We start from the raw sequence: 25,376 nt of genomic DNA, 5'->3' as shown, positions 1-25,376 counted from the left end.
CTCTTCCAGAGGGCGAATATCCGTGAAATTTATAATCAGCCGACAACTCCAGTTAGTGTTCCGGAGGCGGGTTCTGTCGAGCAACCTACTTTATGGTAAAATTTCTCCGGACAGCAGTGATGCGCAAATATATTTGAAAGTTTCGAGCCGCAAAATTTTTAACCGAATATATGGCCCGAAAAGCTCATTAAATGAACTTCTCAGTCCTGCTTGGCTACCCGATGGAGGTAAAAAAGAGAGCGGGAGTCTCTTTCTTGGAGGCTCCCGCTTTGTAGTCGCTACTATCGAAAAAGTGTATTTTAGAGATACCCTTTGATAATACCACGTTTGGAGTTGCGCACGAACAGCACGATTTCGTCACGCTCTTTGGTGGCGGGCAACTCGGCCTCGATGCGCTCGATGGCGTCGCTGTTGTTCATGTCCGACAGGTAGAGGTAACGATAGATCTCCTGTATGTTGCAGATGGTTTCGTTGCTGAAGTTGCGACGACGCAGACCAATGGAGTTGATACCGGCATAGGAGATGGGGTTGCGCCCTGCTTTGATGTAGGGAGGGATGTCTTTGTTGACGTGCGATCCGCCCTGGATCATCACATGAGCTCCAATGTGGGTGAACTGGTGAATGAGGGTACCCCCGCCGATAACGGCATAGTTATCGACCACTACCTCGCCGGCAACCTGAGTGGCGTTGGAGATGATTACGTTGTCGCCTATGACACAGTCGTGAGCAATGTGCGAGTAGGCCATGATGAGGCAGTTGCTGCCAACCACGGTTTTACCTTTGGCGGCTGTACCGCGGTTCACGGTCACACATTCGCGCAAGGTAGTGTTGTCGCCTATCTCTACGATGGTATCTTCGCCCTGGAACTTCAGGTCTTGGGGAATGGCCGAGATGACGGCCCCCGGGAATATTTTGCAGTTTTTCCCGATACGAGCGCCTTCCAGAATGGTGACGTTGGAGCCTATCTGAGTCCCTTCGCCGATGACTACGTTTTTATCGATTGTAACAAATGGTTCGATTACCACATTATTGGCAATCTTGGCATCGGGGTGGACATATGCTAAAGGTTGTTTCATTTCCTTGTGCTTGTTTTAGTATGTTATTTGTTCTTGATAATCTGTGCCATAAATTCGGCCTCGGTAGTGATGCGCTCACCTACGAAGGCATAGCCTTTCATGTAGGCACATCCGCGACGTACCTCCGACATGAGCGACAGGTGGAAGATGACCGTATCGCCCGGTACTACTTTCTGACGGAATTTGACGTTGTCTATTTTCATAAAGTAGGTCGAGTAGCGCTCGGGCTCATCTACGGTATTGAGTACCAGCAGACCGCCGGTTTGTGCCATGGCCTCGACCAGCAGTACGCCGGGCATGATGGGCTCGGCAGGGAAGTGGCCCTGGAAGAAGGGTTCGTTGCCCGATACGTTCTTGACGCCGACGATGTGGCGCGTGCCCATCTCGATAATCTTATCGACCAGCAGGAAGGGATAGCGGTGGGGAAGCAGCTGGCGAATGCGGTTGACATCCATGATGGGAGCCTTGTTGGGATTGTAAATGGGGCATTGGATATCTTGGCGACGCACCTCTTTGCGAATGAGACGGGCAAACTGGTTGTTGATTTTGTGACCGGGGCGGGTAGCGATGATGCGGCCTTTGATGGGCTTGCCTACCAGCGCGATGTCGCCCAGGATATCGAGCAGTTTGTGGCGGGCCGGCTCGTTGTCAAACTCGAGGGGTTTGTTGTTGATATACCCCAGCTCATCGACGTGTTTGTGGGGTACACCCAGGAGGTCGGCCAACCGGTCGAGCTCGGTTTGCGAGGTCTTTTGGTCATAGATGACGATGGCGTTGTCGAGGTCTCCACCCTTGATGAGGTTGTGTTTCACGAGTGGCTCTACCTCTCTTACGAAGACAAAGGTGCGGGCGCCGGCAATCTCTTTCTTGAAGTCGTGCAGATCGTCGAGACTGGCAAACTGGTTGTTCAAGATGGGCGAATCGAACGAAATGAGTACGTTGACACTGAACTCATCGTCGGGCAGAACGACGATCGACGAACCGCTTTCCTCGTCGTGCAACTCGATTTTCGATTTGATGAGGTAGTATTCGCGCTCGGCATTCTGTTCTACGAGGCCGCAACGCTCGATCTCTTCGGCATAGACAGCGGCGCTGCCGTCGAGAATAGGCAACTCGGGAGCATTTACCTGGATGAGGCAGTTGTCGATTTCGGCCGCATAGAGGGCTGCCATGGCGTGTTCGATGGTGCTCACTCTTACGTCGCCGTTGGCAATCACCGTGCCTCGGCTGGTCTCTACAACGTTTTCGGCCAGCGCTTCGATAATAGGTTGACCTTCGAGGTCGATGCGCTGTATTTTATATCCGTGATGTTCGGGGGCCGGGAGGAAGGTTGCCGTGATGTCCAATCCGGTATGCAACCCTTTTCCGCTAACCGAGAAACTGGTTTTGAGGGTTTTTTGTTTCATCGATATTCTGTTTTATTTGTTTTTCAATTGTTCTTTCAGCGACTCAATCTCCTTCGAGAGCTCTTTTACGGTGCGGGTGAGGTCGGGCAGGCGCTTGATGTAAACGACCTGTCGGGCAAACTCTTTGGAGGGTACGGCCGGATAGCCCATGATGACGGCGTCGTCATCGACATGGTTGGGGATACCCGATTGGGCTCCTACCTGTATGCGGTCGCCCAGTCTGATGTGTCCGGCAACGCCTACCTGTCCGCCTATCATGGCGTGGCTGCCCACCTTGGCCGACCCGGCAATACCGGCTTGTGCGGCGATTACCGTGTGCTCGCCCACCTCTACGTTGTGGGCTATTTGTATGAGGTTGTCGAGTTTCACTCCTTTGTGGATGACAGTCGAACCCATGGTGGCACGGTCGATGGTGGTGTTGGCACCAATCTCGACATTATCTTCGAGAACGACGTTACCTATCTGGGCAATCTTGGCATATTCGCCGTTGGCTTGCGGAGCAAATCCGAAACCGTCGGCTCCAATCACTACGCCGGCGTGCAGGGTGCAGTTGTTGCCAATCACGCAGCTGTGATAGATTTTTACGCCCGGGTAGAGGGTTACGTTGTCGCCAATGACCACGTCGTTGCCCACATATACCTGGGGATAGATTTTTACCTTCTTCCCCAGTTTCACCCGTTCGCCAATATAGGCGAAGGCTCCCAGATAGATGTCGTCGGGGAGGGTGACACTCGAGGCTACATAGTTGGGTTGCTCGATGCCCTGTTTGGCCGTGAGCGCCTCGTTTACCAGGTTGAGCAACATGGCCAGGCAGGCATAGGGGTCATCGACCTTGATGAGGGTGGCCTCGATGGGATGCTCGGGCTCGAACTCACGATGAACCAGTACGATGCTGGCATGAGTCTGGTAAATATAGTGTGTGTATTTGGGGTTGGCCAGGAAGGTGAGAGTACCGGGGGTGCCTTCTTCGATTTTAGACAGGTTGCTTACCTCGACCGAAGCATTGCCCACCACCTCTCCATGCAGGAAATCTGCGATTTGTTGCGCTGAGAATTTCATATTGGTTCTCTGTCATATGGTTATACAATCGGCAAATTTCGCAATTTTTTTCAAATTCTGGGTAATAACGGGTAGAATTTATTACAAAACAATTACAAGTTTTGTGTGGCGCTTGTTGTATAGAGTTGATAGTTAGGCATATATGGGATGTTCCAAATTTTGACTTCGAGAGGCTCGAGGTAGCTAAGTCGCAGGTTGTGACAGGGTTGGGTATGAAATTTTTTTGAAACAATCGGCGATTTTTTTAAGTGAAAAATGATTTCAATTCGGATAATTGTGTTACCTTTGCACCCTGTATTTTCCAAGGTGCTTTACAGAGAAAGTCCTGGTTGTGCAAATAGTTTATAATAAAATAGATATAGGAATAAACTATGAAGTTGATGCAAGAAAAACTGTCGAAGTATGATGCTCCGCAGAAAGCCAAGGCACTAGGTGTTTATCCTTATTTCCGCAAGATAGAAAGCGATCAGGATACCGAAGTCTTAATCAATGGTAAGAAAGTTTTAATGTTCGGTTCGAACAGCTATTTGGGCCTTACCAATCACCCCAAAATCAAAGAAGCTGCTATTGCTGCCATTCGCAAATATGGTACGGGCTGTGCCGGTTCGCGCTTCTTGAACGGTACGCTCGATATTCACGAAGAGTTGGAACATCGGTTGGCCAAGTTTGTGGGTAAAGAGGAGGCTATTATTTATTCCACGGGATTCCAGGTAAACCTGGGTGTCGTATCGTGTGTGACAGGTCGTGGCGACTATATTTTGTGGGACGAGCTCGACCATGCCTCGATTATCGAAGGCCGTCGGTTGTCGTTCTCTACGCCTGTGAAATATCGTCATAATGATATGCAGTCGCTTGAGGAGCAGTTGCGTAATTGCGATCCCGACAAAGTGAAATTGATTGTTACCGATGGCGTATTCTCGATGGAGGGCGATGTAGCCAACCTGCCCGAGATTGTGCGTCTGGCCAAGCAGTACAATGCTGCCGTGATGGTCGATGAGGCTCATGGTATCGGTGTCTTTGGCCGCAACGGTCGGGGTACTTGCGATCACTTCGGGGTAGCCGATGATGTTGATCTCATCATGGGTACCTTCAGTAAGTCGCTGGCTTCGCTGGGTGGTTTCATTGCTACCGACAAGGTGACGGCCAACTATCTGCGTCACAACTCCCGTTCGTATATCTTCAGCGCAAGTATCACGCCGGCTTCGACGGCCGCCGTAGGTGCCGCCTTGGATATCATGGAGAGCGAGCCCGAGCGTATCGCCAACTTGTGGGATGTAACCAACTATGCACTCGAGGGCTTCCGCCGCATCGGGTGTGAGATTGGTAATACCTGCACGCCTATCATCCCGCTCTTCATCCGCGATAACGAAAAGACCTTCAGAGTAACGCGCGACCTCTTCGACGAGGGCATCTTTGTAAACCCGGTAGTAGCTCCCGCAGTAGCTCCCAAGGATACGTTGATTCGCTTCTCGCTGATGGCTACGCACACGCGTGCTCAAGTTGATATCGCTCTCGACAAGATCGAGAAGTGCTTCAAACGTCTCGAGATTATTAAATAAGTATAAGTATAGGTTGTTTAGCGCCGCCGGAGGGTTTGCTCTCTGGCGGCGTTTTTTTTGAGCCAAGGGTTGTGGGCGAGGGGAAGGAGATGACAAAAAGCCCGCCTCACGGGAGTGGGGCGGGCTGGGTATCGACGGCAGGGTCTCCTTAGTCGTCGATGTCTATCAGGTTGAACTGTTTGTCGAATGTCAGTTCCAGACCGTTGGTAATCTTTACCTCATAGTCGCGTTTGTCGCGGTCTATTTGTACGACTTTCGTATCGGGATAGTTTTGCGATACATATTGGGCAATTTGGGCAGGGATAACAGCCGTGGGCACTGTCGAGTATTTGCAGTCGATCTCTTTCCATTCACCGTCTTTCAAGAACTCTACCTTGGAACCGCTGGTAAATACCACTTCGTAGCGGGTTTCAAAAATTTCCTGTTCGAGTTTGGCCAGGGCCACCTTTTCTTTGGGGAAGTGGGTCTTGATGAATTGTTGAGCCTTGGCGGGCAACTGGGTTACGGCGATGGGTTTGTCGTTGTCGGCGCAAGCGGTTGCGATACCCAATACCATCAAAATTGTCGAGAGAATCAATAACTTTTTCATAACTTTCAAAGATTTATTAGTGATACATTGTTTTCGTTTGATGGTACAAAGATCGAGTCCAATTTTGAAGTGAATTTGAAATTTCGGGAATTTTCTCGAAAAAAATCATTTTTCTTTTCGTTTGAGGGGCCAGGTGACGATAAAGTAGTGCCGCCCGTTGGCATGGCGATACTCGATGTGGAGGTTGTAGTAGCGGCACACGGCCTTGACCAGTGCCAGCCCCAGACCGGTAGAGCCCTCTTTTTTGTGGCCCTGGTAGAAGCGGTCGAATATGTGGGCGGCATCGAGCGGAGTATCACCGTCGTTGGCGATGGTGAGTGTGCCGTTGTGTAGCGAGATGTCGATGCGGTGACCGGGCTCGGTGTGGACGTAGGCGTTTTTGAGCAGGTTGGTGACAAGGGTCGAGGCCAGCGAGTCGTTCATGGATACTACGAAATGGTCGGGAAGGTCGAGGTGGCAGTCAATATGGCGCGACTCGTAAATCTCGTTGTAGAGTGGGGCCTGTTCGCCGATGAGTGCGGCAATATCGACCGGGGAGCTCTCGGGGAACTGCCCGTTCTCGATTTTGGTGAGCAGCAACAGGGTTTTGTTGAGGCGCACGATATGATTCAACGACCGTTGCATCTTGAACAGCTCTTCGACCTGCTTCTCGTTCGGTTCGGTATTGTCGAGCAACCATTCGATGCGGTTCCCCAGGATGGCCAGCGGGGTTTGCAGTTCGTGCGAGGCATTGCCAATGAATTGCTTTTGTTGCTCAAAGAGTACCAGCGAACGGTCGGCTGCTTCTTGCACGGCCTGGTTGAGTTTGTGAAACTCGGTGATGTTTGTATTGTCGGGAACTGGCGAACCGGGTTTGCCCGGGGTGAAGCGGTCGAGCCACTGCAACAGGTCGTATAGAGGCCTCATGCTGCGGTGGAATATCCAGGTGGTTACCCCTATTAAGGTAATGAGTAGCGTGAAGTAGAGCAGGATAATCCAAAAGAGAATGGTGCGTACCAAATCCTCTTTTTCAAACGTAGGCATGGCCACCTTCAGTTCGTAGTAGTTGTCGTCGTTGTCGCAGAAGATGGTCGAGAGGATACGGGCCGGCTCGGTCTCCTCCTTTTCGGGGATATAGACTTCGGCGTCGTAGTATTCGATATGCGATTTCGACTCGGCATACTCCCGGGGGATGGGGGTAATCGAGTAGCTGTTGTTCGAGCCGTCGTTCAGGGGCGGCAGTTCTCGTCCGGCCAGCATGCGAATGATAATCAGCTCGGAGTAATCGCCAAGGGCATCGTCGGCCTCGTCGTTAATCTCATCGACAGTCATGAAGTAGAACAGTGTAGCCCACAATGCCATGAGCGGGATGAGTACGGCCGATAGGCGCAATGCGATGCGATAAATCAGTTTCATGCGGCAAGAAAGAGTTTTTTATTCGGTCGGGGGAATGAGTTTATAGCCAAACCCGTAAATGGATTTTATCTCGATGTCGGCGCCGGCTTCGGTCAGTTTGCGGCGCAGGTTCTTCATTTGGGCATATACGAAGTGGAAGTTGTCGGCCTGGTCGGCGTGGTCGCCCCATACGGCTTCGGCCAAAACCGATTTATCGACCAGGTGATTGGGCCGCTGCATGAAGTATAGCAGAATGTCAAACTCTTTCTTCAGGAGGGGCAACTCGCTGCCGGCCACCCGCACCCGCGAACTCTCGGGCTCGAGCGACACGTTGCCCAGGCGCAGCTCCATTTCGCCCCCGCTTTTGCCGCGACGCAGCACGCTCTTGATGCGGGCCAGCAGTTCGGCCGTGTGGAAGGGCTTGGGCAGATAGTCGTCGGCCCCCATGTCGAGCCCCAGAATCTTGTCGTCGAGCGAGTCGCGGGCCGAGATGATGATGACGTTGTCGCGCTTGCGTTGTTGCTTGAGGTGCTCGAGCAGATGCAGCCCGTTACCGTCGGGCAGCATGATGTCGAGCAGGATACAGTCATAGGTGTAGGCCGCCAGCTTGGCATCGGCTTCGGCATAGGTCGTGGCGGTTTCGACCACATAGTGTTCTTGGGTCAATGCCCGTTGCATGATCTCCCGCAGAGAGGGTTCGTCTTCAACAATCAGTATTTTCATGTCTCAAATTTATACAATTGATTTTGTAGAGAATCTGAAATGACCTAAATTTTTTTTGCGGATCTTGTCATTCCGTGCTGTTTCTGTCATTCCGCACTACGATGCGGAATCCATGAGAGCCCGGGTAGAGAATTCCCGTAAAGGAGAATCCCCACGAACACTCACTTCTGGACCCCGCATCGAGTGCGGGGTGACCTACATGTCGTCATCGAGTGGGTGAATGAAAAAAGAGTCTGCATCGCCGGGCGATACAGACTCTCTATGGTGTAAGGGGGGGAGTGCAAATTACTCGCTCACCTCCTCGAATGCGTCTTTACCAAGGCCACAAACCGGGCAAACCCAATCTTCGGGCAGATCTTCAAAGGGAGTGCCGGGAGCGATTCCACCATCGGGATCACCTACTGCGGGGTCGTAAACCCATTCACAAGCTGTGCAAATGTACTTTTTCATATCAGTCTTTCTTTTATAAAAATAGGTTTTTATTAGGTCCTGTCCTGAATGAGGACTTATCTCGGCGATAAAAATACAATCTTTGGGTATATAAACCAAATTACCTCCCGTTTTTTGGGTATTGTTTGGATATTCTAACATTTTTGGGGGCTGACCTCCGGGAGTAAGTAGGTTTTGAGTAGGCACAAAAAAAATTGATTGTCTCACGACAACCAATCTTTGTTAACCTTAAATCTAATACCATGAAAAACACAGTGCAAATATAGGGGTAAATATGTTTTCAAACATAATATTTGAGAAGAAATTTTCTTGGATTTAATCTATTTTAAGTAATGTGAATCGAGATAGGGCGGTTTGTATATAGTCTTTAACAGTTGAAATGGAAAGAGATAGCGGTTTTTCTCTTTTTCGGGATTTTATTGTACATTTGTCTTTCGTAAAAAAGATGTGTCGAACAGGAGGGTGACCCGTCGGGCGTGACAGCCCCCGGCGAGGACCTCGCAAAAAAACAGTTATGAAGGTTGCCGATTTGCTAAAGAATACCGGGAGTACCGGTTTTTCGTTTGAGATATTACCCCCGCTGAAGGGGAGCAGCATCGAGAAGTCGTTCAAGACTATCGATACGTTGCGCGAGTTTGACCCGTTGTATATCAACATAACGACACATCGCAGCGAGATGGTTTATAAGGATACGGCCGACGGGTTGTTCCGCCGGGTCTCGGAGCGTAGCCGACCGGGCACGGTGGCGGTGGCTGCCGCCATTAAAAACAAGTATCAGATACCCACGGTGCCGCACATGATATGCAGCGGCTTTACGGCGCATGAGACAGAGTATGCCTTGATCGACCTCAACTTCCTGGGTATATGCGACCTGCTTATTCTGCGGGGCGACAAGGCCAAGCACGAGAGCCGCTACACGGCCATGCCGGGCGGTTATGAGCATGCCATCGAACTGGAACAACAGGTGAACCGTTTCAACGAGGGATACTTTATCGACGGTACCCGCATGGATGTGGTCAATTCGCGGCCCTTCTCCTATGGGGTGGCCGGTTATCCCGAGAAGCACGACGAGTCGCCCAACCCCGACGAGGATATGAAGTGGTTGAAGGCCAAGGTCGATATGGGGGCCGACTATATCGTCACGCAGATGTTTTTCGATAACTCCAAGTTTTTCGACTTTGTAGCTCGCTGCCGGGCTGCCGGTATCACCGTGCCTATTGTACCGGGACTGAAACCCATCTCGAAGGCCTCGCAGCTGACGTTGCTGCCGCGGGTATTCCACGTGGATATACCCGACGGACTGGTGCGCGAGGTGGCCAAGTGCAAAGACGATTCGCAAGTGAAGCAGGTGGGTATCGAGTGGTGCACGGCCCAGTCGCTCGAGTTGAAAGCTCGGGGTGTACCCAGTATTCACTTCTATTCGCTCATGGCTGTCGATAGTGTGTATCGGATAGCCAAGCAGGTTTATTAAGAGACAAGAGGAAGAGAGCGCTATGTTTTTCAAAGATATTATCGGGCAGGACGAGGTGAAGCAGCGGTTGCTGCGCTCGGTCGATAGCGGCCATATAGCCCATGCCCAGTTGTTGTGCGGCCCCGAGGGGATAGGCAAGTTTGCCATGGCCATGGCCTATGCCCGGTATATACACTGCACCAATCGCCAGCAGGGCGATGCTTGCGGGGTGTGCCAGTCGTGCCAGCAGTATGAGGCCTTTACGCATCCCGATTTGCATTTTGTCTTTCCCATGGTCAGGGTTGAGAAGAAGAAACGCATTTGCGACGATTATCTGCCCGAGTGGTGCGAGTTTTTGAAAGATCATACCTACTTTGGTCTCGATGCGTGGTTGAGCTATATCAATGCCGAGAACAAGCAGGCCATGATATATGGCGAGGAGAGCGAGAGCATCTTGCGCAAGATGTCGTTGAAGAGCTACGAGTCGCCTTATAAGATTATGATTATCTGGTTACCCGAGCGCATGAACGACACTTGTGCCAACAAGCTGCTCAAGTTGCTCGAGGAGCCCTATCCCGGCAGCGTGTTTCTGTTGGTGAGCAACAGCCCCGAGCGGGTGTTGGGCACCATACGGTCGCGGTCGCAACTCATCGAGATGCGTTCGCTTCCCACGCCGGTCATTGCCGAGGCCTTGCAAAGCCGCTACGGTATAGCCGCACAAGATGCCCTGGCTGTGGCTCATGTGGCCGAGGGCAGTTATTTGCGGGCGTGTGAGTCGCTCCAACTGAACGAAGAGAGCCACCTGTTCTTCAACTATTTCGTGCAGGTGATGCGCCTTGCCTACGGGCGGAAGATCAAGGACCTGAAGGGGTGGAGCGAAGAGGTGGCCGAGTTGGGCCGCGAGCGCTTGCGTCGCTTCCTGGCCTATGCCCAGCGCATGGTGCGCGAAAACTATATCTATAATCTGCACGTGCCCGACTTGTCGTACATGAACCGCGAGGAGGAGCAGTTCTCGACCCGTTTTGCCCCCTTCATACACGAGCGCAATGTGCAGGCCATCATGAAGCATCTGAGCGATGCCGAGAATGACATCGGGCAGAATGCCAACGCCAAAATCGTGCTCTTCGACCTGGCCATCAAACTTATTCTGCTCTTGAAAAGTTGAGGCTGGAGAGTGATTTATTTTTCGCTCCAAGTCGATTATATTTGCCGGAAAAGCATTATCTTTGTCGTCCCCGACGGGAAACCGGCGGGGATGAACATACTGCCACTGGGGCTGACCGGTTTTGACAGCGGGTAGAAGTGGTGGGTAAGCATGCAGAGCGTTGTTGCCCCGCTCTATAATCTCAGACAACAAAAATTTAACTGGCGAAAATAACTACGCTCTTGCTGCTTAATCGAAGTACAGTAGATTAGCTTAATCTCTGCAACAGTTGCGGAGACAAGACATCACCCGGTTGCTGTGGTTCCGAAGCGTTCCGAAACGGTGGTGCAATAATCTCGGAAATAGTCGAAGGCAGGTTTCGGGCCGACGATGAAATTTTAGAAACTAAGGTACAGATTGGTGGCTTCGGTCTTGTCTGTACCCGACAATCAAAGCGAAGATAAGCATGTAGAAAGCTCATTAGTTCCTTGTTTGGACGAGGGTTCGAATCCCTCCAGCTCCACCAACCATTCGACCCGGGGTTGCATCGCAATCGAGATGCGACCCCGGGCTTTTTTGTGCCGTAGGGTCGCTGGCTTCTCTCGGGTGAAGGTGCCGAAAAAGAGCCGGGGAGGAGCCGACAGACTGGCTGTCGATTCCTCCCCGGGACAGGGGAAATGGAGTCTCTACCCCTTGCAGGGGGGCGAGTATCAGTTCGCTTATTTTATCAGTTCGTAGTAGGGCAGACGGTCGAGGGGCACGTCGATGACGATTTTCTTGGGACCTTTGAAAGTCTTGCCCTGGTCGTCGCGCCATTTGCCTTTAGGCAGATATACCGTGCGACTGTTGCCGGCGGTGGTCATGGGGGCGATGAGGTATTTGTCGCCCAGCATGAACTGGTCTTTACACTCGGTAAAGCCGCTGTGGGGGAAGCTGTACTCCATGTGGCGCAAGATGGGCTCGCCGGTCTTGGCGGCATTCAGGGCACACTGGTAGATATAGTCGCCCATCGTGTGGTGCAGACGGGCATAGCGGGCGCAAATCTCGCGGTTTTCGGGGCTGAGGATTCGCCAGGGAGCTACCGAGAACTGCATCATAGGCATGAGGGCGTGTACCTGGCAGGAGCGCACGATGAGCTCTTCGTTGAATTCGCCGGGGTTGATGTTGAGGAACGAGGTGAACTGTCCGCCACCAATCATGTCGGGGCAGGCATAGGGATAGCCCAGCATGCCGCAAATAGCCATGTTGGGGATGAGCATCGATACGGCGTGCCACGAGTAGTCCTTGTCGCCAATACGTTGCACGAGGGGCAGTCCGCCGGTTTTCCAGGCGGCACGGAATTCGTTGAAAGGGTAGGAGAGGCCCAGTTCGGCCCAGCGTTGAGAGAAGATGTTCTGGTCGGCATTCTTGTCGTAGTAGTCATACTCGCCGTTGGCCAGGATGGCGATGTCGCCGGCATCGAATTTGAACCCGTCGATACCATATTTCTCCATGCATTGGTTGAGGGTCTGTTTCAGCGATTCAACAGCCTCGGGGTTGGTCATGTCGTAGCAGGCGCTATACCCGTTCCACCAGTTGACCACGGCGGGCGTGCCGTTTTTGTTTTTCAGCAGGTAGCCTTTGGCGTCGAGGTCGCGGAACTCGGGCGAGTCGGCCGAAACGAAAGGCGATATCCACAGCATCACCTTGAAGCCGAGACGGTGCAGCTCGTCGGTCATGGCCCGGGCATCGGGGAATTTTTCGGCCTTGAACTCGAAGTTGCCATAGTAGCGTTGCCAGTTGTCATCGATCATGAGGATGCCTTTGGGGAATCCGTAGTCGATGATGTGGTGGGCATACTCCAGAATGTCTTTTTGATTCTGGTTATACATGAGCTCGATCCAGGTATTGTATTGCGGTTCTTTGAAGAAGAGCTCGGGAGGGGTTGTACCTTGAGCCGGGAAGTGGTTTTGGCTGGCGTGCAGATAGGCATCGCGCAGGGTTTTGCCGGCCTGGGTTACCTGAGGTTTCTCGTAGTCCGACTCGATGAGGAGCGTATCGTTGCTCAGTCGGAAACGAAAGGGTTGGTCGCTCCACACATAACGTCCTTGCGACGACAGCAGCAGGGGAGAGACTTCGTTGTTGAAGTTAACCTTCGATAGGTCGTAGAGCGGGGTAGTTGAGGCAAAAGGCATTTCGTTGCCGATACCTACGAAACATCCCCACCATTTTTCGCCTTCGAGGGGAGCAACTGTAGTTTGTTGTTGTGCCTGTAAGGCAAATAGAGCACTTGCAAATAAAGCAAATAGTGATGTTTTTCTCATGATATAAATAATGTTGATGAATTTAACGATTGCGAAGCTACGAAATTTTTGACGGGATGGCAAGCGGGTGAGGTGAGTTAGTGTTTTTTAACATGTAGTAAACTGGGGAGAGAAGTGGGTAATTGTGGCATTTGAAGGAGCGCATAGGGAAAAACAAAACCCGGGTACTGTTGCAGGCCTGGATTTCGGTTTAAGAGTTATATATAATACAAATCGGAGCCATATCTTGCGATATGACTCCGATTGTTTATTTACCGGAAAGGTTATTTATCGGTCGTTTATCGTTTGATAAATTTTACCACCTTCTCGGCATTGTTCATCTTCACTTTCACGATGTAGCAGCCGTTGGCCAGGTCGCTAACGTTTACAGGAGCTTCGGTAGCTACCTTAACCAGTTTACCGGCCAGGTCGTAGATAGCCAGAGTAGCCTCTTCGTTCAGACCGTTGGCATAGAGCATACCGGCGTTGTAGTAGATCGACACAGCATCGATGCTCTCGTTGTCGAACCTACTGAGGTTGTGAACGTTACATAGTAGAAATGGGCGCTGGTCAAAGCACCTACTTCATATACGTTGTTGCTGATTTGATCCAGCAGAGAGCCATCGTTGTCGGAGAACTCAGATACCTTGTAACCTTCTTCGGGGTTGAATACCAGTTTAACGAAGGTATTTTCGATAATTTCAGAACCGCTGGCATATACGTTGCTTTCGTCGTCGGTGATGGTAACCGTACCTTCACCCATGACCATGCAGGTTACTTGCCAGTAGGGAATCTCTTCGAACGTAGCAGCTACGGTCACGTCGCCATCGATAGCTTCGATCGTATAGGCATTGTCAACCAGGGCGTCTTTCTTCTCTTCGTTGTTGATGAGCAGCGAAGCCAGTCTATAACCTTCGTCGGCAGTTACCTTCAAGGTTACTTTCGAACCAGGCATTACACTGCCAAATTCAGAAGCTTCGGCAGCATCGTCGATAAACATCTCTACGTGACCACCAGTAGTCTCGGTATAGCTTACAGTTACCAGTTTAACGAATTCAACGGTAACCTCGGTGTCGTCTTCGATAACGAAGGTCGTGCCATCGTTGGGTTCGCCATTGACCAATACTTGGCTCAAGGCATATCCTTCGGCCGGTTCGGCAACAACAGTGAGGGCGGTAAATTGCTCAACGGGACCGCTGGTTACCTCTTCGTTCTGGGCATTTACCACTTTGAACGAACCACCCTCGGTGGGTTGGGTAATGGTGAGGTTGTTGGTCGGGAAGGTGTGACCGGCTACGATTTGAACCGAGATAAAGTCGCAGGTATAAACATCGGCCCAGTAGGGAGCTTCTTCACGATGGGTTGTACCTTCAACCACACCGGCAGGACAAGCACCGTAGGTGCCTTTGTTCTCGAGTTCGGCTTCCGATTCGGAGGTAACCTTGTAATAGGCAATGAGTTCTTGAGGCATGTTCTCTTGGGTGTATCCACCGCGAACCGACTCTTTCAATTCTTTTTCGTTCAAGGCTTTGTTCCAGAGTTGAACCTCGTCAACGTAGCAGGAGAAACCACCGTTACCTACGAAGAATACGCACTCGTCTTGAAGCAGACCGATACCGTGGCCTTCGCGTACGCCGTTCTCGGTAATTACGCTCAAGTCGCCCGTGCCGGCCAGTTTACCGTTCTTGTAGAGTTTGATGGTGCGGTTGGTATCATCGACAACGACCGAGATAAAGGCCCATTCGTCGGTGGTGAGGGTAGCGCTGGTAGCTACATCGGAGATGCCGGGGCAGCTGCCGCTATCTTCCCAGGCACGAGCCTTCAAGGTGAGGCGTCCGTTATCCAGGAATACACCAAATGTACCGGTAGCACCGTAGAAGAGCGATTGTCCGTGACCGAGAATTTGGCCTTCGGTACTAACGGCTTTTACCCAAGCCGACATGGTGAAGTTGCGGGCCCGATGGTCGGTACCGGTAACGTTGCCGCCATTCCACGAGTTGTTCACTCCATTTTCGTGTTCACCCAATACGATATCGTCGAAGCGGAACTGATATTTCTTGTCGCCATTGAGGCTGGGAACCAATACGGCTTTGGGGCCTTCGATCTGGAAGCTTACGGCAATCGTCGTGTTTTGGTTGACTACATAAGTGTCGCCACTGTTGAAATCTGTGCCGTTTACTTGCAGCGAGAGAATTTCGTAACCCGAGTTGGGGGTAGCGGTGATGGTCAGGGTTGTACCCTCTTCAATTTGAGTGTTTTCACCTGCGTTGAGTGCAGCATCGCCATTCATGACGGTGAGTGTACCGTTCTCTACGGTCTCGGGCAGGGTTACCGAGTAGTACACGATGTCGGCCAGCGTAACGGTGATTGTGGCGTCGGCAGTTACCGTGAAGGTGTAAGTGCCATCTTCGTTAGCTTCGAGAGGTTCGTCGCCAAAGGTTACCGATACGAGTTTCTTTCCTTGGGGAACGGTGATAGTCAAGGTGAGTTCACTGCCAACTACTACCGAAGAGAGATCCTCGACCGGTTCGCCGTTCAAGGTAACCTGATACTCTACGTCCTCGGGGGCGTTAACCGATACGCTGTGCTTTTCGATTTCGACAAACGAAACGGCAATCGTAGTATTTTCGTTTACTGCATAAGTGGCACCGCTTTCAATGGGAGTACCGTTTACGGTAAGCGACTCCAGGCGATAGTCTGCGGCAGGAGTAGCGGTGATGGTGAGAATTGTACCCTCTGCAATTTGTGCGTTTTCACCGGGGTTGAGGGCGGTTTCGCCATTCATGACGGTGAGCGTACCGTTCTCTACGGTCTGGGGCAGTGTTGCTGTATAGTAATCAATGACGTCGGCCAGGGTAATGGTGAGCGTGGCATCGGCAGTTACCGTGAAGGTGTAAGTGCCATCCTGGTTAGCCTCGAGCGGCGTTTCACCGAGGGTTACCGAAGCAATCTTCTTGCCTTGAGGCAGAGCGCTTATCGTCAAGGTGAGTTCACTGCCAACTACTACCGAAGAGAGATCCTCGACCGGTTCGCCGTTCAGGGTAACCTGATACTCTACGCCGTCGGGGACGTTAACCGATACGCTGTGCTTTTCGATTTCGACAAACGAAACGGCAATCGTAGCATTTTCGTTTACTGCATAAGTGGCACCACTTTCAAAGGACGCATCGTTTACGGTAAGCGATTCCAGTCGATAGTCTGCGGCAGGAGTGGCCGTGATAGTCAGTTCGGCTCCTTCTTCAACTTCGTTCACGCCGGGGTTGAGGGCGTTTTCGCCGTTCATGACGGTGAGCGTACCGTTCTCTACGGTCTCGGGCAACGTCACGGTGTACATCGTAGTGGTGACAATCGTGCGGCCTTCGGCCAAGGCAGGAGCTGTTTCGGTGAAGCCGGTATTGCTAATCAATCCGCCATCAGAGTTGGTACTTCCACCTGTGAGTTTATAGAATACAGCCTTGGTATCGGCATGAGCCGAGTCGGTGGCCTTGTTGGTGAACGTACCGGTAGTCCCGCTCTCGATTTCGTTGAAGTCGTACCAGGCGGTCAACCCCGAAACTCCCTGAGGATCGTTGTTGTAGGCTTGGGCAACTTCGTCGGCCGTGAGAGCCTTGTTATAGAACTGCATCTCGTCACAGAGGCCTGAGAACCCGGCGCCACCCACGAAGAAGATACAGGGGTTATCGCTAAATAGAGTCAGTTGCGAGCCGTTGTTGCGGGTCTCGATTAAGGTACCATCTTTATAGACCTTTACCGAGAAGTCGCTGTTGTCGTAAACCAGCGTCAGGTAGGTCCAGGTATTCAAGGCGACGGTTGCATTGAGATCACCCGACAATGCTTTGCCGGATCCCGAAATGATTTTGAGGGTACCGTCGGTTGTTGTAGCCAATACCAAGCTACCGTTGTAGTTGAGGTGAGCACGAGCACCATGCCCCATGATCACATTGCCTTTGTTGTTGCTCTCGTTGGTAAACTTGTCCATGTTGATCCAAGCAGACAGGGTAAACGATTTCCCCGTGCGGTCGGTTGCACCGCCACTGCGGTCGCCCAGGATTGTTTCGGGTACCTCCAGCCGATAGGCCGAAGAATTCCAACTCGACAGCGTGAACTGAGGAATGGTAATTGCTTTATTCTCTTGAGCCTGTGTAGAGAAGAATGGCAAGAGAACAAACAATAGTGAGAATAGTAGAAATTGTTTTCTCATGATAAGAATTTTTTAAATAACGTGAGTTCGACGAATTCAAAACAAAGCGAGCTGTGTGTCAATAGTTCTTGTAACATTGATACACGGCTTCTTGGGAAAGCAACAATATGCAGCAATTGCACCCAACAGGTTTACGGAAAATCTATGGAAAAACCTCCAAAATTCGACAGATTAACGCAATGTAATCTGTGAATTAAGTAGTTAGGAGAAAATCGCGGAAGTTGGATAGAGGGCTGAATAGCGTTCCAAAGCGGATTGGAGAAAGAGAACGGTTTCCTAATCGTTACCCGTCAGAAATGCAGATTTAACAGTCACCGTTCCGTTTGCGCCGCTCTGCGTAGGTTTGCTTGTCAAGGTTTAACTCGTTGATTTATAGTTTTGCAACCAAAAAAGAACGAGTATGACAAGGAGCACATTTCGCGTGCTGTTCTATGCGAACGGCAGCAAGGAGAAGAATGGAACTGTCCCCATCATGGGACGGGTTACAATCAACGGAACGGTGGCGCAGTTCAGTTGCAAGCGGAGCATCTCAAAAGAACTTTGGGATGCAAAGGGCAACCGTGCCAAAGGCAAGAGTTTGGAGGCAAGGGAAACGAACCTTGCGCTTGACAACATCAAGGCGCAAATCATCAAGCACTACCAGCGCATATCCGACCGTGAGGCGTTTGTGACGGCAGAGATGGTACGCAACGCCTATCAGGGCATAGGCGGCGAGTATGAAACGCTGCTCAAAGCCTTCGACCGTGAGAACGAGGTGTTCAAGAAGCGTGTCGGCAAGGACAGGAAACTGGCGACTTACCAGTCAAGGGTAGTGGCAAGGAACTATGTGGCGGCGTTCATCAAGTCGTTCTACAAGCGCAGCGACATGTCGATGCTGGAGCTTACGCCCGACTTCATCAAGGAGTTTGCGGTCTATCTCTCCACGGAAGCGGGATTGCGCAACGGCACGATATGGGAAAAGTGCATGTGGCTGAAAGGTGTGGTGATGCGTGCGCACTTCAACGGTCTGATACCGAGAAACCCGTTTGCGCAGTTCCACATCAGCCCGAATGTCAAGGAGCGTGAGTTTTTGACGGAGGATGAGTTGAAGGCGGTAATGACGCACGAGTTCGCAGACCCGAAGCTGGCATACATCCGTGACCTGTTCGTGTTTGCGAGCTTCACCGCCCTTTCTTTCGTGGACATCAAGGAACTGACCAACGACCGAATCGTGGAGGTGAACGGCGAGAAATGGATTATCTCCAAGCGTCACAAGACGGGCGTACCTTTCCAAGTAAAGCTGCTGGACATCCCCTTGCAGATAATCGAGCGTTACCGACCGTTCCAAGAAAACGACTTGGTATTCCCCAATCTGAACTATTGGTCAATCTGCAAACCGTTGAAGAAGATGATACGGGAATGCGGCGTGAATAAGGACATCAGCTTCCATTGCTCACGTCATGGATTCGCAACCCTGGCTCTCTGCAAGGGTATGCCGATAGAGAGCGTAAGCCGCATTTTGGGACATACGAACATCGAAACGACCCAAATCTATGCGAAGATAACCGTGGAGAAGCTGGATAACGACCTCACGATGCTGGGCGACAAGTTGAGCAAGTCATTCGGTAACATCAAGGTGGCAGGGATATGAAACGGGCAACAATCACGATGGACGGAAGCGGCAGGGTTGCCGTACCGTCCGATATAGCCAATGTGTGGATGAGCGAAATGGAGTTGGTAACGCTGTTTGATGTAATCGCCCCGACACTCCGTGCCGCTGTCCGAGCCGTGTATAGGAGCGGAGTGTTGCAATCTTGCGAAGTGGAAAGGCACATCAGGCTGCCAAACGGTTATTATTTGGAAGTGTATGCGCTGCCAATGGTAATGGCACTGGCTTTCCGTATCAACACATCCAATGCCGCAAGAGTGCGTAATGTCTTGCTGGAAAGGCTGTGCTTGCGAAAAGACAGACAAATGCTTTGGCTTTCGTTAGGTAACAGCATATCGTGTAAGTGTTAGCGAGTGCGGTTGCGTGTCACTACGCCCATGCACTCACACAATCCAAGTCTGCCCGAAGAAGTACCATTTTCCGCTTCTTCGGGCTTTTTCTTTTCGCCTTTTGATGACTGATATTGTCCATCTTACTGCATTTTCTTATCCGTCGGTTTCTTTTGCGCCGTTCTGCATAGTTTTACATATCAAGGTTTTAGCCGTCCTGCCGTAGCTTTGCAACCATGTTTAATCCACCTGCCGACAAGGTGTCGGCGGCACTAAAACCTATATTTGAAACATGGAAAAGAAAGAAGAATTTATCCGTGTAGGCACCACGCTCTACAAGATTGTGAACCAGCCCCGCATTGACGGCGGCTATGTGAGGAGACGCATCGCATGGAACGCCGAGACCCTGCGACAGGACTACGGCAAGGACTACATGGCGGGCATCCCGAAGTATGACGGCTTCTGCACCGTACCCGACCATGTAGGCTACCAGCCCGTAGTCGGCAAGTTCCTCAACCTCTACGAGCCGATAAGCCATGTTCCCGTGCCGGGCGATTTCCCCTGCATTCGCTCGTTGGTGGAACACATCTTCGGCGAACAGTACGGGTTGGGCATGGACTACCTGCAACTGCTGTATCTGTATCCCGTTCAGAAGCTGCCCATCTTGTTGCTCGTGTCCGAAGAGAGGAATACGGGCAAAAGCACGTTCCTGAACTTCCTGAAAGCCGTATTCCAGAACAACGTGACGTTCAACACCAACGAGGACTTCCGCAGCCAGTTCAATTCCGACTGGGCGGGCAAGCTGCTCATCATGGTGGACGAAGTGCTGCTCAACCGCCGTGAGGACAGCGAACGGTTGAAGAACCTCAGCACCACACTATCCTACAAGGTGGAGGCGAAAGGCAAAGACCGTGACGAGATAGGCTTCTTCGCCAAGTTCGTGTTGTGCTCCAACAACGAGCATCTGCCCGTTATCATTGACGCAGGTGAAACACGCTATTGGGTGCGGAAGATTGTGCCGCTACGGAATGATGATACCGACTTCCTGCAAAAACTGAAAGCGGAGATACCCGCTTTTCTTCATTTCCTGCAACACCGGCAGCTATCCACCGAAAAAGAAAGCCGAATGTGGTTCAACCCGAAGCTGCTGGAGACGGAAGCCCTGCGGAAGATTATCCGAAGCAACCGCAACCGTTTGGAGATAGAAATGACGGAACTCCTGCTCGACATCATGGCAAGCGTGGGCGTCAGTTCTGTTTCTTTTTGCCTCAATGATATTATCCCGTTGCTCGTCTGCTCGCAAGTAAAGGTGGAGAAGTCGCAGGTTCGGAAAGTGGTGCAGGAGAATGCTGGAAGCTTACCCCTGCATCCAATTCGCTTTCCTACACCACCTACCAATACGACTACAACCGTGAATGCCGTTACTCGCCCGTCAGGAGGATTGGACGCTACTATCTGGTAAGCAAGGAACAGTTGGAAACACTCTGATATTTTGATGAAATGATGAAAGCATATATAAACATAAAGAATGACAGCGACTTACATTCTCATCAAACGCTCAACAAAAGGATTGGGCTGATGAAAAGAGAAAGGCAACACAACGCCGCTCATCGCTTTTCTTTTGGCGAGCGGTTTGATGAAACGCTGATGAAAGGTTATTGCATTAGCTGTCTGTATATTAGACTATCCAATCATCAAATCATCGGAATTTCAGCCCTTATCAAGTCCGCAGGGGAAACGGCAACACCATCCCTGTCTGTATGCTGTTGTGCCGACAGGCAATCATGCCGGCACAACGGCACAGAATATCATACAAGGCTGGCAAAAAGAAAAGGGCGACCAACATCCGCCGACATCATCGCCGACACCGCCGCAGGCTTTTGGGAACGAAAAGCCATAGCTCATTAGGGCGTTTTCTTCACGCACCGCTGACGCTAATGCTAAAAACACCCCAATGAGCCAACGGGGTTACACCCCTCTGGACACCCCCGTTTGCCCCGTGCGGCACGACCGCAGGCGGACGGATACCGACAAACAATTTGTAGAACCAAAAAAACAAGAAACAAACATGGGATACATAAGCATCCAAATCAACAAGGCGAAAGGGTCGGCTGACACGGGCGCATCCGACCACATAGAACGCAAAACAATGCCCAAGAACGCCGACCCCACACGCACCCATCTCAACCGTGAACTGGTGGAGTTCCCCGACGGTGTGGCAGACCGCACCGAAGCGATAAGCCACCGCATCCACACGGCAGGCATCAGACGAAAAATTACTCCCGACCAAGTACGGGCAATCCGCATCGTGCTTTCGGGTTCGCATGAAGATATGGTGAGAGTGCAGGACGAAGGCAGGCTGGGTGAATGGTGCGATGACAACCTGCAATGGCTGCACCGCACATTCGGCAGGGAGAACACCGTTTCGGCAGTGTTGCACATGGACGAACACACGCCGCACATCCATGCAACGGTCGTACCGATAGTGACGGGAGAGCGCAGGAAAGCCAAGAAGAAACAAGCGGACAGCAAACGCACCTACCGCAAGAAAGCCAACGCCGTGCGTTTGTGTGCCGATGACCTCCTGACCCGTGAAAGGCTTGTCGCTTACCACGACAGCTACGCCGCAGCGATGGCGAAGTACGGATTGCAGCGTGGCATACGAGGTTCGGAAGCACGGCACACAACCACCGCCCAATACTACCGTGACCTGAAACGGCAGACGGGAGAGCTTGAAGCCAACGTGCAGCAGTTGCAGACCGAACGCCAACAGGCAAAGCAGGAACTTGACGAAGTCAAAAAAGAAATCAAGTCGGAGAAGCTGGAAGCCGCCAAGACCGAGGCGAAAGCGGCACTCGTGGCAAAAGTAGGTTCTCTTTTGGGTAGCGGCAGACTGAAAGAGTTGGAAGCCGACAACCGAACCTTGCAAGGCGAGGTTGCCGCCCGTGACGAGAGTATCGAATTATTGCAAAAGCAGATGGAGCAGCAGCAGGAGGAACACAGCCGCCAATTGGTGGAACTGCAAGCCAAGTACCGCAGGGAAATGGCGGACAAGGAAGCGGCACACCAAGAGGAAGTGTCATTCCTAAAATCCATTATCCAAAAAGCCAAGAAATGGTTTCCGCTGTTTCAAGAGCTGGTGTATATGGAGAAGTTCTGCCTTAAAGTCGGCTTCAACGAAAGGCAGACTGCCACGCTCATCAGCGGCAAACCGCTGTTCTACGAGGGCGAGCTCTATTCGGAAGAGCACAGGCGGAAGTTCACGACCGAGGAAGCAGGCTTCCAAGTGGTAAAAGACCCGAAAGACAAGTCCAAGCTTGCACTTGCCATCAACGGGCAAGTGATTGGAGAGTGGTTCAAGGAGCAGTTTGGCAGGCTGTTCTCATCCGTTAAAAGGACGGTTGAACCGCTTAGGAGAGGCAAGGGCATGGGATTATAAACAATACCAACGGAAAAATAGCAAGTTTGTGTTTGGGGCAGACCAAAACCGCTTGCTATCCTCAGTTGGTTGAAACGTCATTTTATTTGTGCCCGAATCCTACTCAAACTTGCCTGTGTGATGCCTAAATAGGTGGCGATACTTCCTAACGGCAACCGCTGTAACAAATCAGGCTCTTTCTCCAACAACTCGTGATACCGTTCCGAGGCGACGGCTGACAACATGGAAATCAGCCGTTCCTCGGCAGCAAGCAGTTCCATTTCCGCATAACGCCGTCCCCAATTGGCTATGTGCAAATCCTTCAAGAATAACTCTTTCAGTTTTTTCCTTTCCAATACATATAAGACAGAATTTTCCATCAGCTCCATTGTTTCATACCCCGGTTCGTCATTCACATATCCTTTCATGGAAACAATAGTCGCCCCTTCCTTGCCGACCCAAAAGGTAATTTCTTTCCCCTCTACCGAAGTATAGGCGCGGACAATGCCTTTCTTGATGAAAAAGATGTCTTTTTCTATCTTGCCATATTCCAACACTTGGAATCCTTTTGGGTATGAGACTTCCGTCAGGCATTGCCGCAACTTGTCCAAAGACGCATCCGGCATGGCATATCTCTGGTTGATGATTTCCTTTATATCCATAAGTCATTTTGTTGTGGTACAAAATTATAAAATAGCGCACAGAAACAGCTGCTAACGGCTGTTTTTTTGTCAAATGCAAAATCCGTTTTTACCAAATGTAAAAAACGGTTAGAAATTACTTGCTTACTTTTGCACCCGAATTTAATAAATCATAGGTATGAATTGGATAATTTTATTTTTGGCAGGATTGTTTGAGGTAAGCCTTACATTCTGCTTGGGAAAAACGAGAGAGGCATCAGGTATTGGTTTTTATCTGTGGGGAAGCGGTTTCTTGGCTTCCACGGTATTGAGTATGGCATTACTTGCCAAAGCGGTTCAGACTTTGCCTTTGGGCACGGCATACGCCATTTGGACGGGTATCGGAGCGGTCGGCACGGTCTTGATTGGGATATTCGTTTTCAAAGAGCCGGCCACTCCCATACGGCTTTTCTTCCTGTTCACGCTCATTGCCTCCTTGATTGGATTGAAAGTTGTGTCATACTGAAAGGAGGAATAAATGATGAAATATGAATTGAGAGAAAACCACGGCATTCCGGCACCTCTGCTGGCTCTGCTGGCAGTCGCTACCGGGCTTTCCGTTGCCAACTGCTACTACAACCAGCCTTTGTTGGGCAGCATGGCAAAGGATTTTGGGGTAAGCGACTTTTCTGCCAGCATGGTTGCGACATTGACCCAGATAGGTTATGTAGTCGGACTTGTGTTTGTCATTCCGCTTGGCGATTTGGTTTCACGAAAGCAGCTGATATTGACCAATTATATCATTTCATCGTGCGCATTGCTTGCCATAGCACTTGCCCCTAACATCTATTGGGTGTGGGGCGCATCCTTGCTTGCCGGAGCATCTTCGGTTATGCCGCAGTTCTTCATCCCGTTGGTGTCTTTCCATTCAGCACCAGCACACAAGGTACGCAACGTGGGGATTATACAGTCCTGTCTGCTCATAGGCATTCTTGGCTCACGGGTGTTAAGTGGTTTCCTGGCTGATATGTGGGGATGGCGTTCCGTCTATTTTGTGGCTTGTGTGTTTATGCTCGGATGCTTTCTTATGATTTACAAGATGCTTCCCGTTCTGCCTGCTCGTTCACGTGAAAATTATGCGGGTCTGATGAAATCCTTGTTGCGTCTGCTTGCCAAATACCCGTACTTGCGTATCGCTTCGTTGAGGGCGGCATTGGCTTATGGCTCGTTCTTTGCGTTGTGGAGTTGCCTTGCTTTCCGGATGAAGCAAGAGCCATTCTTTGCGGATGACGATATTATCGGGGCACTCGGTTTGTGCGGATTGGCAGGTGCGTCTACGGTTGTATTCATTAGCGGCTATATCCAGAAGTACGGCGTAAGGTTCTTCTCCATTGTCGGGGGATGTGTTATCTTGGCTGCATGGTTGTTGGCATTTTTTGGAAATGACAGCTACTTGTGGATGATAATCGCCATCCTTTTGATTGATGCAGGAATGCAATGCATCCATTTGTCAAATCAGACCAGCGTGGTCTCCCTTGACGCATCCGCCATCAACCGAGTCAATACCGTTTATATGACCATCTACTTTCTGGGCGGTTCTGCTGGTACGTTCGTTTCAGGTCTGTTTTGGCAACATTACGGATGGGCAGGCGTGGTAGGAGTAGGAGTTGCCTTTACCGTGGCTTCCTTGTTCGTTAATTGCTTCCAACCAAGACTGCATAAGGATGAATGCTCAATATTCTGACTAAAATAATTTTTGGAATGATCCTTTCAGTCTGAATATTTTTCATACCTTTGTACCGTAAGAGTTTCCCGAACAAGCAAAGCGATGCAGACCACGGCAATTAGAACGGTTACCAACTCATTACCCGAAAACGAGGTAATTCTTCTAACTCTCTTGATTTCAAAGAGGTATATTCCTTATACAGATTTACGATAAAATTATCAAAGCTCCTGTGTCTTGAATGTTCCACCTGTGCTATATTCTTAAGTTCGTCATTGACAGTCTCGATAATGGCCCGTTTTCTGAGTAGCAGTTTGTCTGAGAG

Annotated in this window: 20 protein-coding genes, 1 other RNA gene and 3 pseudogenes; 11 read left to right on the top strand and 13 right to left on the bottom strand. The window is 50.9% G+C overall.

Annotated elements, in window-relative coordinates; all coding sequences use genetic code 11:
- Nucleotides 1-299: 299 nt before the first annotated feature.
- Genes lpxA through lpxD form a run of 3 tightly spaced genes read right to left on the bottom strand, consistent with a single transcriptional unit; the run spans nt 300 to nt 3,541 of the window.
- Nucleotides 300-1,076 carry an acyl-ACP--UDP-N-acetylglucosamine O-acyltransferase gene (gene lpxA, locus B5G10_RS11880; protein ID WP_087424945.1) on the bottom strand — a complete coding sequence of 259 codons (777 nt, stop codon included), beginning with the start codon at nt 1,074-1,076 and terminating at the stop codon, nt 300-302.
- Between the two features lie 23 nt (nt 1,077-1,099).
- The gene (locus B5G10_RS11875) at nt 1,100-2,482 is read right to left on the bottom strand and encodes a bifunctional UDP-3-O-[3-hydroxymyristoyl] N-acetylglucosamine deacetylase/3-hydroxyacyl-ACP dehydratase (RefSeq protein ID WP_087424944.1); all 1,383 of its coding nucleotides are present in this window, start codon (nt 2,480-2,482) and stop codon (nt 1,100-1,102) included.
- Between the two features lie 12 nt (nt 2,483-2,494).
- The gene (gene lpxD / locus B5G10_RS11870) at nt 2,495-3,541 is read right to left on the bottom strand and encodes a UDP-3-O-(3-hydroxymyristoyl)glucosamine N-acyltransferase (RefSeq protein WP_087424943.1); all 1,047 of its coding nucleotides are present in this window, start codon (nt 3,539-3,541) and stop codon (nt 2,495-2,497) included.
- A 371-nt stretch (nt 3,542-3,912) separates the two neighbouring features.
- On the opposite strand from lpxD, the gene B5G10_RS11865 reads away from it, so the two are divergent.
- A complete protein-coding gene (locus tag B5G10_RS11865) occupies nt 3,913-5,100 on the top strand; it encodes a pyridoxal phosphate-dependent aminotransferase family protein (RefSeq protein WP_087424942.1) in 1,188 nt (395 codons plus the stop codon).
- A 148-nt stretch (nt 5,101-5,248) separates the two neighbouring features.
- On the opposite strand, the gene B5G10_RS11860 is transcribed toward B5G10_RS11865, so the two are convergent.
- From B5G10_RS11860 to rd, 4 genes are all read right to left on the bottom strand, one after another.
- A complete protein-coding gene (locus B5G10_RS11860; RefSeq protein WP_087424941.1) occupies nt 5,249-5,689 on the bottom strand; it encodes a PepSY-like domain-containing protein in 441 nt (146 codons plus the stop codon).
- Nucleotides 5,690-5,794: 105 nt separating this feature from the next.
- Nucleotides 5,795-7,084 carry a HAMP domain-containing sensor histidine kinase gene (locus B5G10_RS11855; RefSeq protein ID WP_087424940.1) on the bottom strand — a complete coding sequence of 430 codons (1,290 nt, stop codon included), beginning with the start codon at nt 7,082-7,084 and terminating at the stop codon, nt 5,795-5,797.
- An 18-nt stretch (nt 7,085-7,102) separates the two neighbouring features.
- Nucleotides 7,103-7,786, bottom strand: coding sequence for a response regulator transcription factor (locus tag B5G10_RS11850; protein ID WP_087424939.1), 684 nt, complete (start codon nt 7,784-7,786; stop codon nt 7,103-7,105).
- 285 nt (nt 7,787-8,071) lie between these two features.
- The gene (gene rd, locus B5G10_RS11845; protein WP_025277424.1) at nt 8,072-8,236 is read right to left on the bottom strand and encodes a rubredoxin; all 165 of its coding nucleotides are present in this window, start codon (nt 8,234-8,236) and stop codon (nt 8,072-8,074) included.
- 514 nt (nt 8,237-8,750) lie between these two features.
- On the opposite strand from rd, the gene metF reads away from it, so the two are divergent.
- The 3 genes from metF to ssrA all read left to right on the top strand — a co-directional run bounded on the left by metF (nt 8,751) and on the right by ssrA (nt 11,356).
- A complete protein-coding gene (gene metF, locus B5G10_RS11840) occupies nt 8,751-9,707 on the top strand; it encodes a methylenetetrahydrofolate reductase [NAD(P)H] (protein WP_087424938.1) in 957 nt (318 codons plus the stop codon).
- A 22-nt stretch (nt 9,708-9,729) separates the two neighbouring features.
- Nucleotides 9,730-10,851: a DNA polymerase III subunit gene (locus B5G10_RS11835; RefSeq protein ID WP_087424937.1), complete on the top strand. Its 1,122-nt coding sequence runs from the start codon at nt 9,730-9,732 to the stop codon at nt 10,849-10,851.
- Between the two features lie 107 nt (nt 10,852-10,958).
- Nucleotides 10,959-11,356: a transfer-messenger RNA gene (gene ssrA, locus B5G10_RS11830) on the top strand.
- Nucleotides 11,357-11,549: 193 nt separating this feature from the next.
- Here the strand turns inward: ssrA and B5G10_RS11825 are convergent.
- The 4 genes and pseudogenes from B5G10_RS11825 to B5G10_RS12870 all read right to left on the bottom strand — a co-directional run.
- Nucleotides 11,550-13,133 carry a glycoside hydrolase family 31 protein gene (locus B5G10_RS11825; protein WP_087424947.1) on the bottom strand — a complete coding sequence of 528 codons (1,584 nt, stop codon included), beginning with the start codon at nt 13,131-13,133 and terminating at the stop codon, nt 11,550-11,552.
- Nucleotides 13,134-13,411: 278 nt separating this feature from the next.
- Nucleotides 13,412-13,615 carry a T9SS type A sorting domain-containing protein gene (locus B5G10_RS11820; protein ID WP_143241146.1) on the bottom strand — a complete coding sequence of 68 codons (204 nt, stop codon included), beginning with the start codon at nt 13,613-13,615 and terminating at the stop codon, nt 13,412-13,414.
- Complete coding sequence (locus B5G10_RS11815; protein WP_087424935.1) at nt 13,570-17,313, bottom strand: LamG domain-containing protein; 3,744 nt, start codon at nt 17,311-17,313, stop codon at nt 13,570-13,572. The genes B5G10_RS11820 and B5G10_RS11815 overlap by 46 nt, the downstream gene beginning before the upstream one ends.
- A gap of 36 nt (nt 17,314-17,349) precedes the next feature.
- Nucleotides 17,350-17,454, bottom strand: a pseudogene (locus B5G10_RS12870) (IS982 family transposase); the annotation flags it as partial.
- Nucleotides 17,455-17,713: 259 nt separating this feature from the next.
- Here B5G10_RS12870 and B5G10_RS11810 point away from each other — a divergent pair.
- The 5 genes and pseudogenes from B5G10_RS11810 to mobV all read left to right on the top strand — a co-directional run bounded on the left by B5G10_RS11810 (nt 17,714) and on the right by mobV (nt 22,729).
- Nucleotides 17,714-18,943: a site-specific integrase gene (locus B5G10_RS11810; protein ID WP_087424934.1), complete on the top strand. Its 1,230-nt coding sequence runs from the start codon at nt 17,714-17,716 to the stop codon at nt 18,941-18,943.
- Complete coding sequence (locus B5G10_RS12865) at nt 18,940-19,311, top strand: hypothetical protein (RefSeq protein ID WP_087424933.1); 372 nt, start codon at nt 18,940-18,942, stop codon at nt 19,309-19,311. Before B5G10_RS11810 ends, B5G10_RS12865 begins: the two co-directional genes overlap by 4 nt.
- Before the next feature lie 271 nt (nt 19,312-19,582).
- Nucleotides 19,583-20,778: pseudogene (locus B5G10_RS11800) on the top strand (primase-helicase family protein).
- Between the two features lie 90 nt (nt 20,779-20,868).
- Entirely contained in the window at nt 20,869-21,198 is a 330-nt protein-coding gene (locus B5G10_RS11795) for a hypothetical protein (protein WP_241147765.1), read from the top strand.
- 160 nt (nt 21,199-21,358) lie between these two features.
- The gene (mobV, locus tag B5G10_RS11790) at nt 21,359-22,729 is read left to right on the top strand and encodes a MobV family relaxase (RefSeq protein WP_087424946.1); all 1,371 of its coding nucleotides are present in this window, start codon (nt 21,359-21,361) and stop codon (nt 22,727-22,729) included.
- A gap of 77 nt (nt 22,730-22,806) precedes the next feature.
- On the opposite strand, the gene B5G10_RS11785 is transcribed toward mobV, so the two are convergent.
- Nucleotides 22,807-23,370 carry a cyclic nucleotide-binding domain-containing protein gene (locus B5G10_RS11785; RefSeq protein WP_021928157.1) on the bottom strand — a complete coding sequence of 188 codons (564 nt, stop codon included), beginning with the start codon at nt 23,368-23,370 and terminating at the stop codon, nt 22,807-22,809.
- Between the two features lie 157 nt (nt 23,371-23,527).
- On the opposite strand from B5G10_RS11785, the gene B5G10_RS11780 reads away from it, so the two are divergent.
- Together B5G10_RS11780 and B5G10_RS11775 are read left to right on the top strand one after the other, a co-directional pair.
- Nucleotides 23,528-23,854, top strand: a complete 327-nt coding sequence (locus B5G10_RS11780; protein WP_021928755.1) for a multidrug efflux SMR transporter — start codon at nt 23,528-23,530, stop codon at nt 23,852-23,854.
- Nucleotides 23,855-23,869: 15 nt separating this feature from the next.
- The gene (locus B5G10_RS11775; RefSeq protein ID WP_072546245.1) at nt 23,870-25,072 is read left to right on the top strand and encodes an MFS transporter; all 1,203 of its coding nucleotides are present in this window, start codon (nt 23,870-23,872) and stop codon (nt 25,070-25,072) included.
- 181 nt (nt 25,073-25,253) lie between these two features.
- Here B5G10_RS11775 and B5G10_RS11770 read toward each other — a convergent pair.
- Nucleotides 25,254-25,376: pseudogene (locus B5G10_RS11770) on the bottom strand (transposase); the annotation flags it as partial.

The sequence above is a fragment of the Barnesiella sp. An55 genome, assembly GCF_002161555.1.
GTDB classification, from domain to species: domain Bacteria; phylum Bacteroidota; class Bacteroidia; order Bacteroidales; family Barnesiellaceae; genus Barnesiella; species Barnesiella merdipullorum.
Note: the sequence above shows the minus strand (reverse complement) of the source record. Positions and strands in the feature narration are given on the sequence as shown.

What these genes read in the sequence shown, in the direction of transcription:
- lpxA (WP_087424945.1), bottom strand. Translation starts at nt 1,076, where the DNA reads ATGAAACAACCTTTAGCATATGTCCACCCCGATGCCAAGATTGCCAAT.
- B5G10_RS11875 (WP_087424944.1), bottom strand. Translation starts at nt 2,482, where the DNA reads ATGAAACAAAAAACCCTCAAAACCAGTTTCTCGGTTAGCGGAAAAGGG.
- lpxD (WP_087424943.1), bottom strand. Translation starts at nt 3,541, where the DNA reads ATGAAATTCTCAGCGCAACAAATCGCAGATTTCCTGCATGGAGAGGTG.
- B5G10_RS11865 (WP_087424942.1), top strand. Translation starts at nt 3,913, where the DNA reads ATGAAGTTGATGCAAGAAAAACTGTCGAAGTATGATGCTCCGCAGAAA.
- B5G10_RS11860 (WP_087424941.1), bottom strand. Translation starts at nt 5,689, where the DNA reads ATGAAAAAGTTATTGATTCTCTCGACAATTTTGATGGTATTGGGTATC.
- B5G10_RS11855 (WP_087424940.1), bottom strand. Translation starts at nt 7,084, where the DNA reads ATGAAACTGATTTATCGCATCGCATTGCGCCTATCGGCCGTACTCATC.
- B5G10_RS11850 (WP_087424939.1), bottom strand. Translation starts at nt 7,786, where the DNA reads ATGAAAATACTGATTGTTGAAGACGAACCCTCTCTGCGGGAGATCATG.
- rd (WP_025277424.1), bottom strand. Translation starts at nt 8,236, where the DNA reads ATGAAAAAGTACATTTGCACAGCTTGTGAATGGGTTTACGACCCCGCA.
- metF (WP_087424938.1), top strand. Translation starts at nt 8,751, where the DNA reads ATGAAGGTTGCCGATTTGCTAAAGAATACCGGGAGTACCGGTTTTTCG.
- B5G10_RS11835 (WP_087424937.1), top strand. Translation starts at nt 9,730, where the DNA reads ATGTTTTTCAAAGATATTATCGGGCAGGACGAGGTGAAGCAGCGGTTG.
- B5G10_RS11825 (WP_087424947.1), bottom strand. Translation starts at nt 13,133, where the DNA reads ATGAGAAAAACATCACTATTTGCTTTATTTGCAAGTGCTCTATTTGCC.
- B5G10_RS11815 (WP_087424935.1), bottom strand. Translation starts at nt 17,313, where the DNA reads ATGAGAAAACAATTTCTACTATTCTCACTATTGTTTGTTCTCTTGCCA.
- B5G10_RS11810 (WP_087424934.1), top strand. Translation starts at nt 17,714, where the DNA reads ATGACAAGGAGCACATTTCGCGTGCTGTTCTATGCGAACGGCAGCAAG.
- B5G10_RS12865 (WP_087424933.1), top strand. Translation starts at nt 18,940, where the DNA reads ATGAAACGGGCAACAATCACGATGGACGGAAGCGGCAGGGTTGCCGTA.
- B5G10_RS11795 (WP_241147765.1), top strand. Translation starts at nt 20,869, where the DNA reads ATGAAAAGAGAAAGGCAACACAACGCCGCTCATCGCTTTTCTTTTGGC.
- mobV (WP_087424946.1), top strand. Translation starts at nt 21,359, where the DNA reads ATGGGATACATAAGCATCCAAATCAACAAGGCGAAAGGGTCGGCTGAC.
- B5G10_RS11785 (WP_021928157.1), bottom strand. Translation starts at nt 23,370, where the DNA reads ATGGATATAAAGGAAATCATCAACCAGAGATATGCCATGCCGGATGCG.
- B5G10_RS11780 (WP_021928755.1), top strand. Translation starts at nt 23,528, where the DNA reads ATGAATTGGATAATTTTATTTTTGGCAGGATTGTTTGAGGTAAGCCTT.
- B5G10_RS11775 (WP_072546245.1), top strand. Translation starts at nt 23,870, where the DNA reads ATGAAATATGAATTGAGAGAAAACCACGGCATTCCGGCACCTCTGCTG.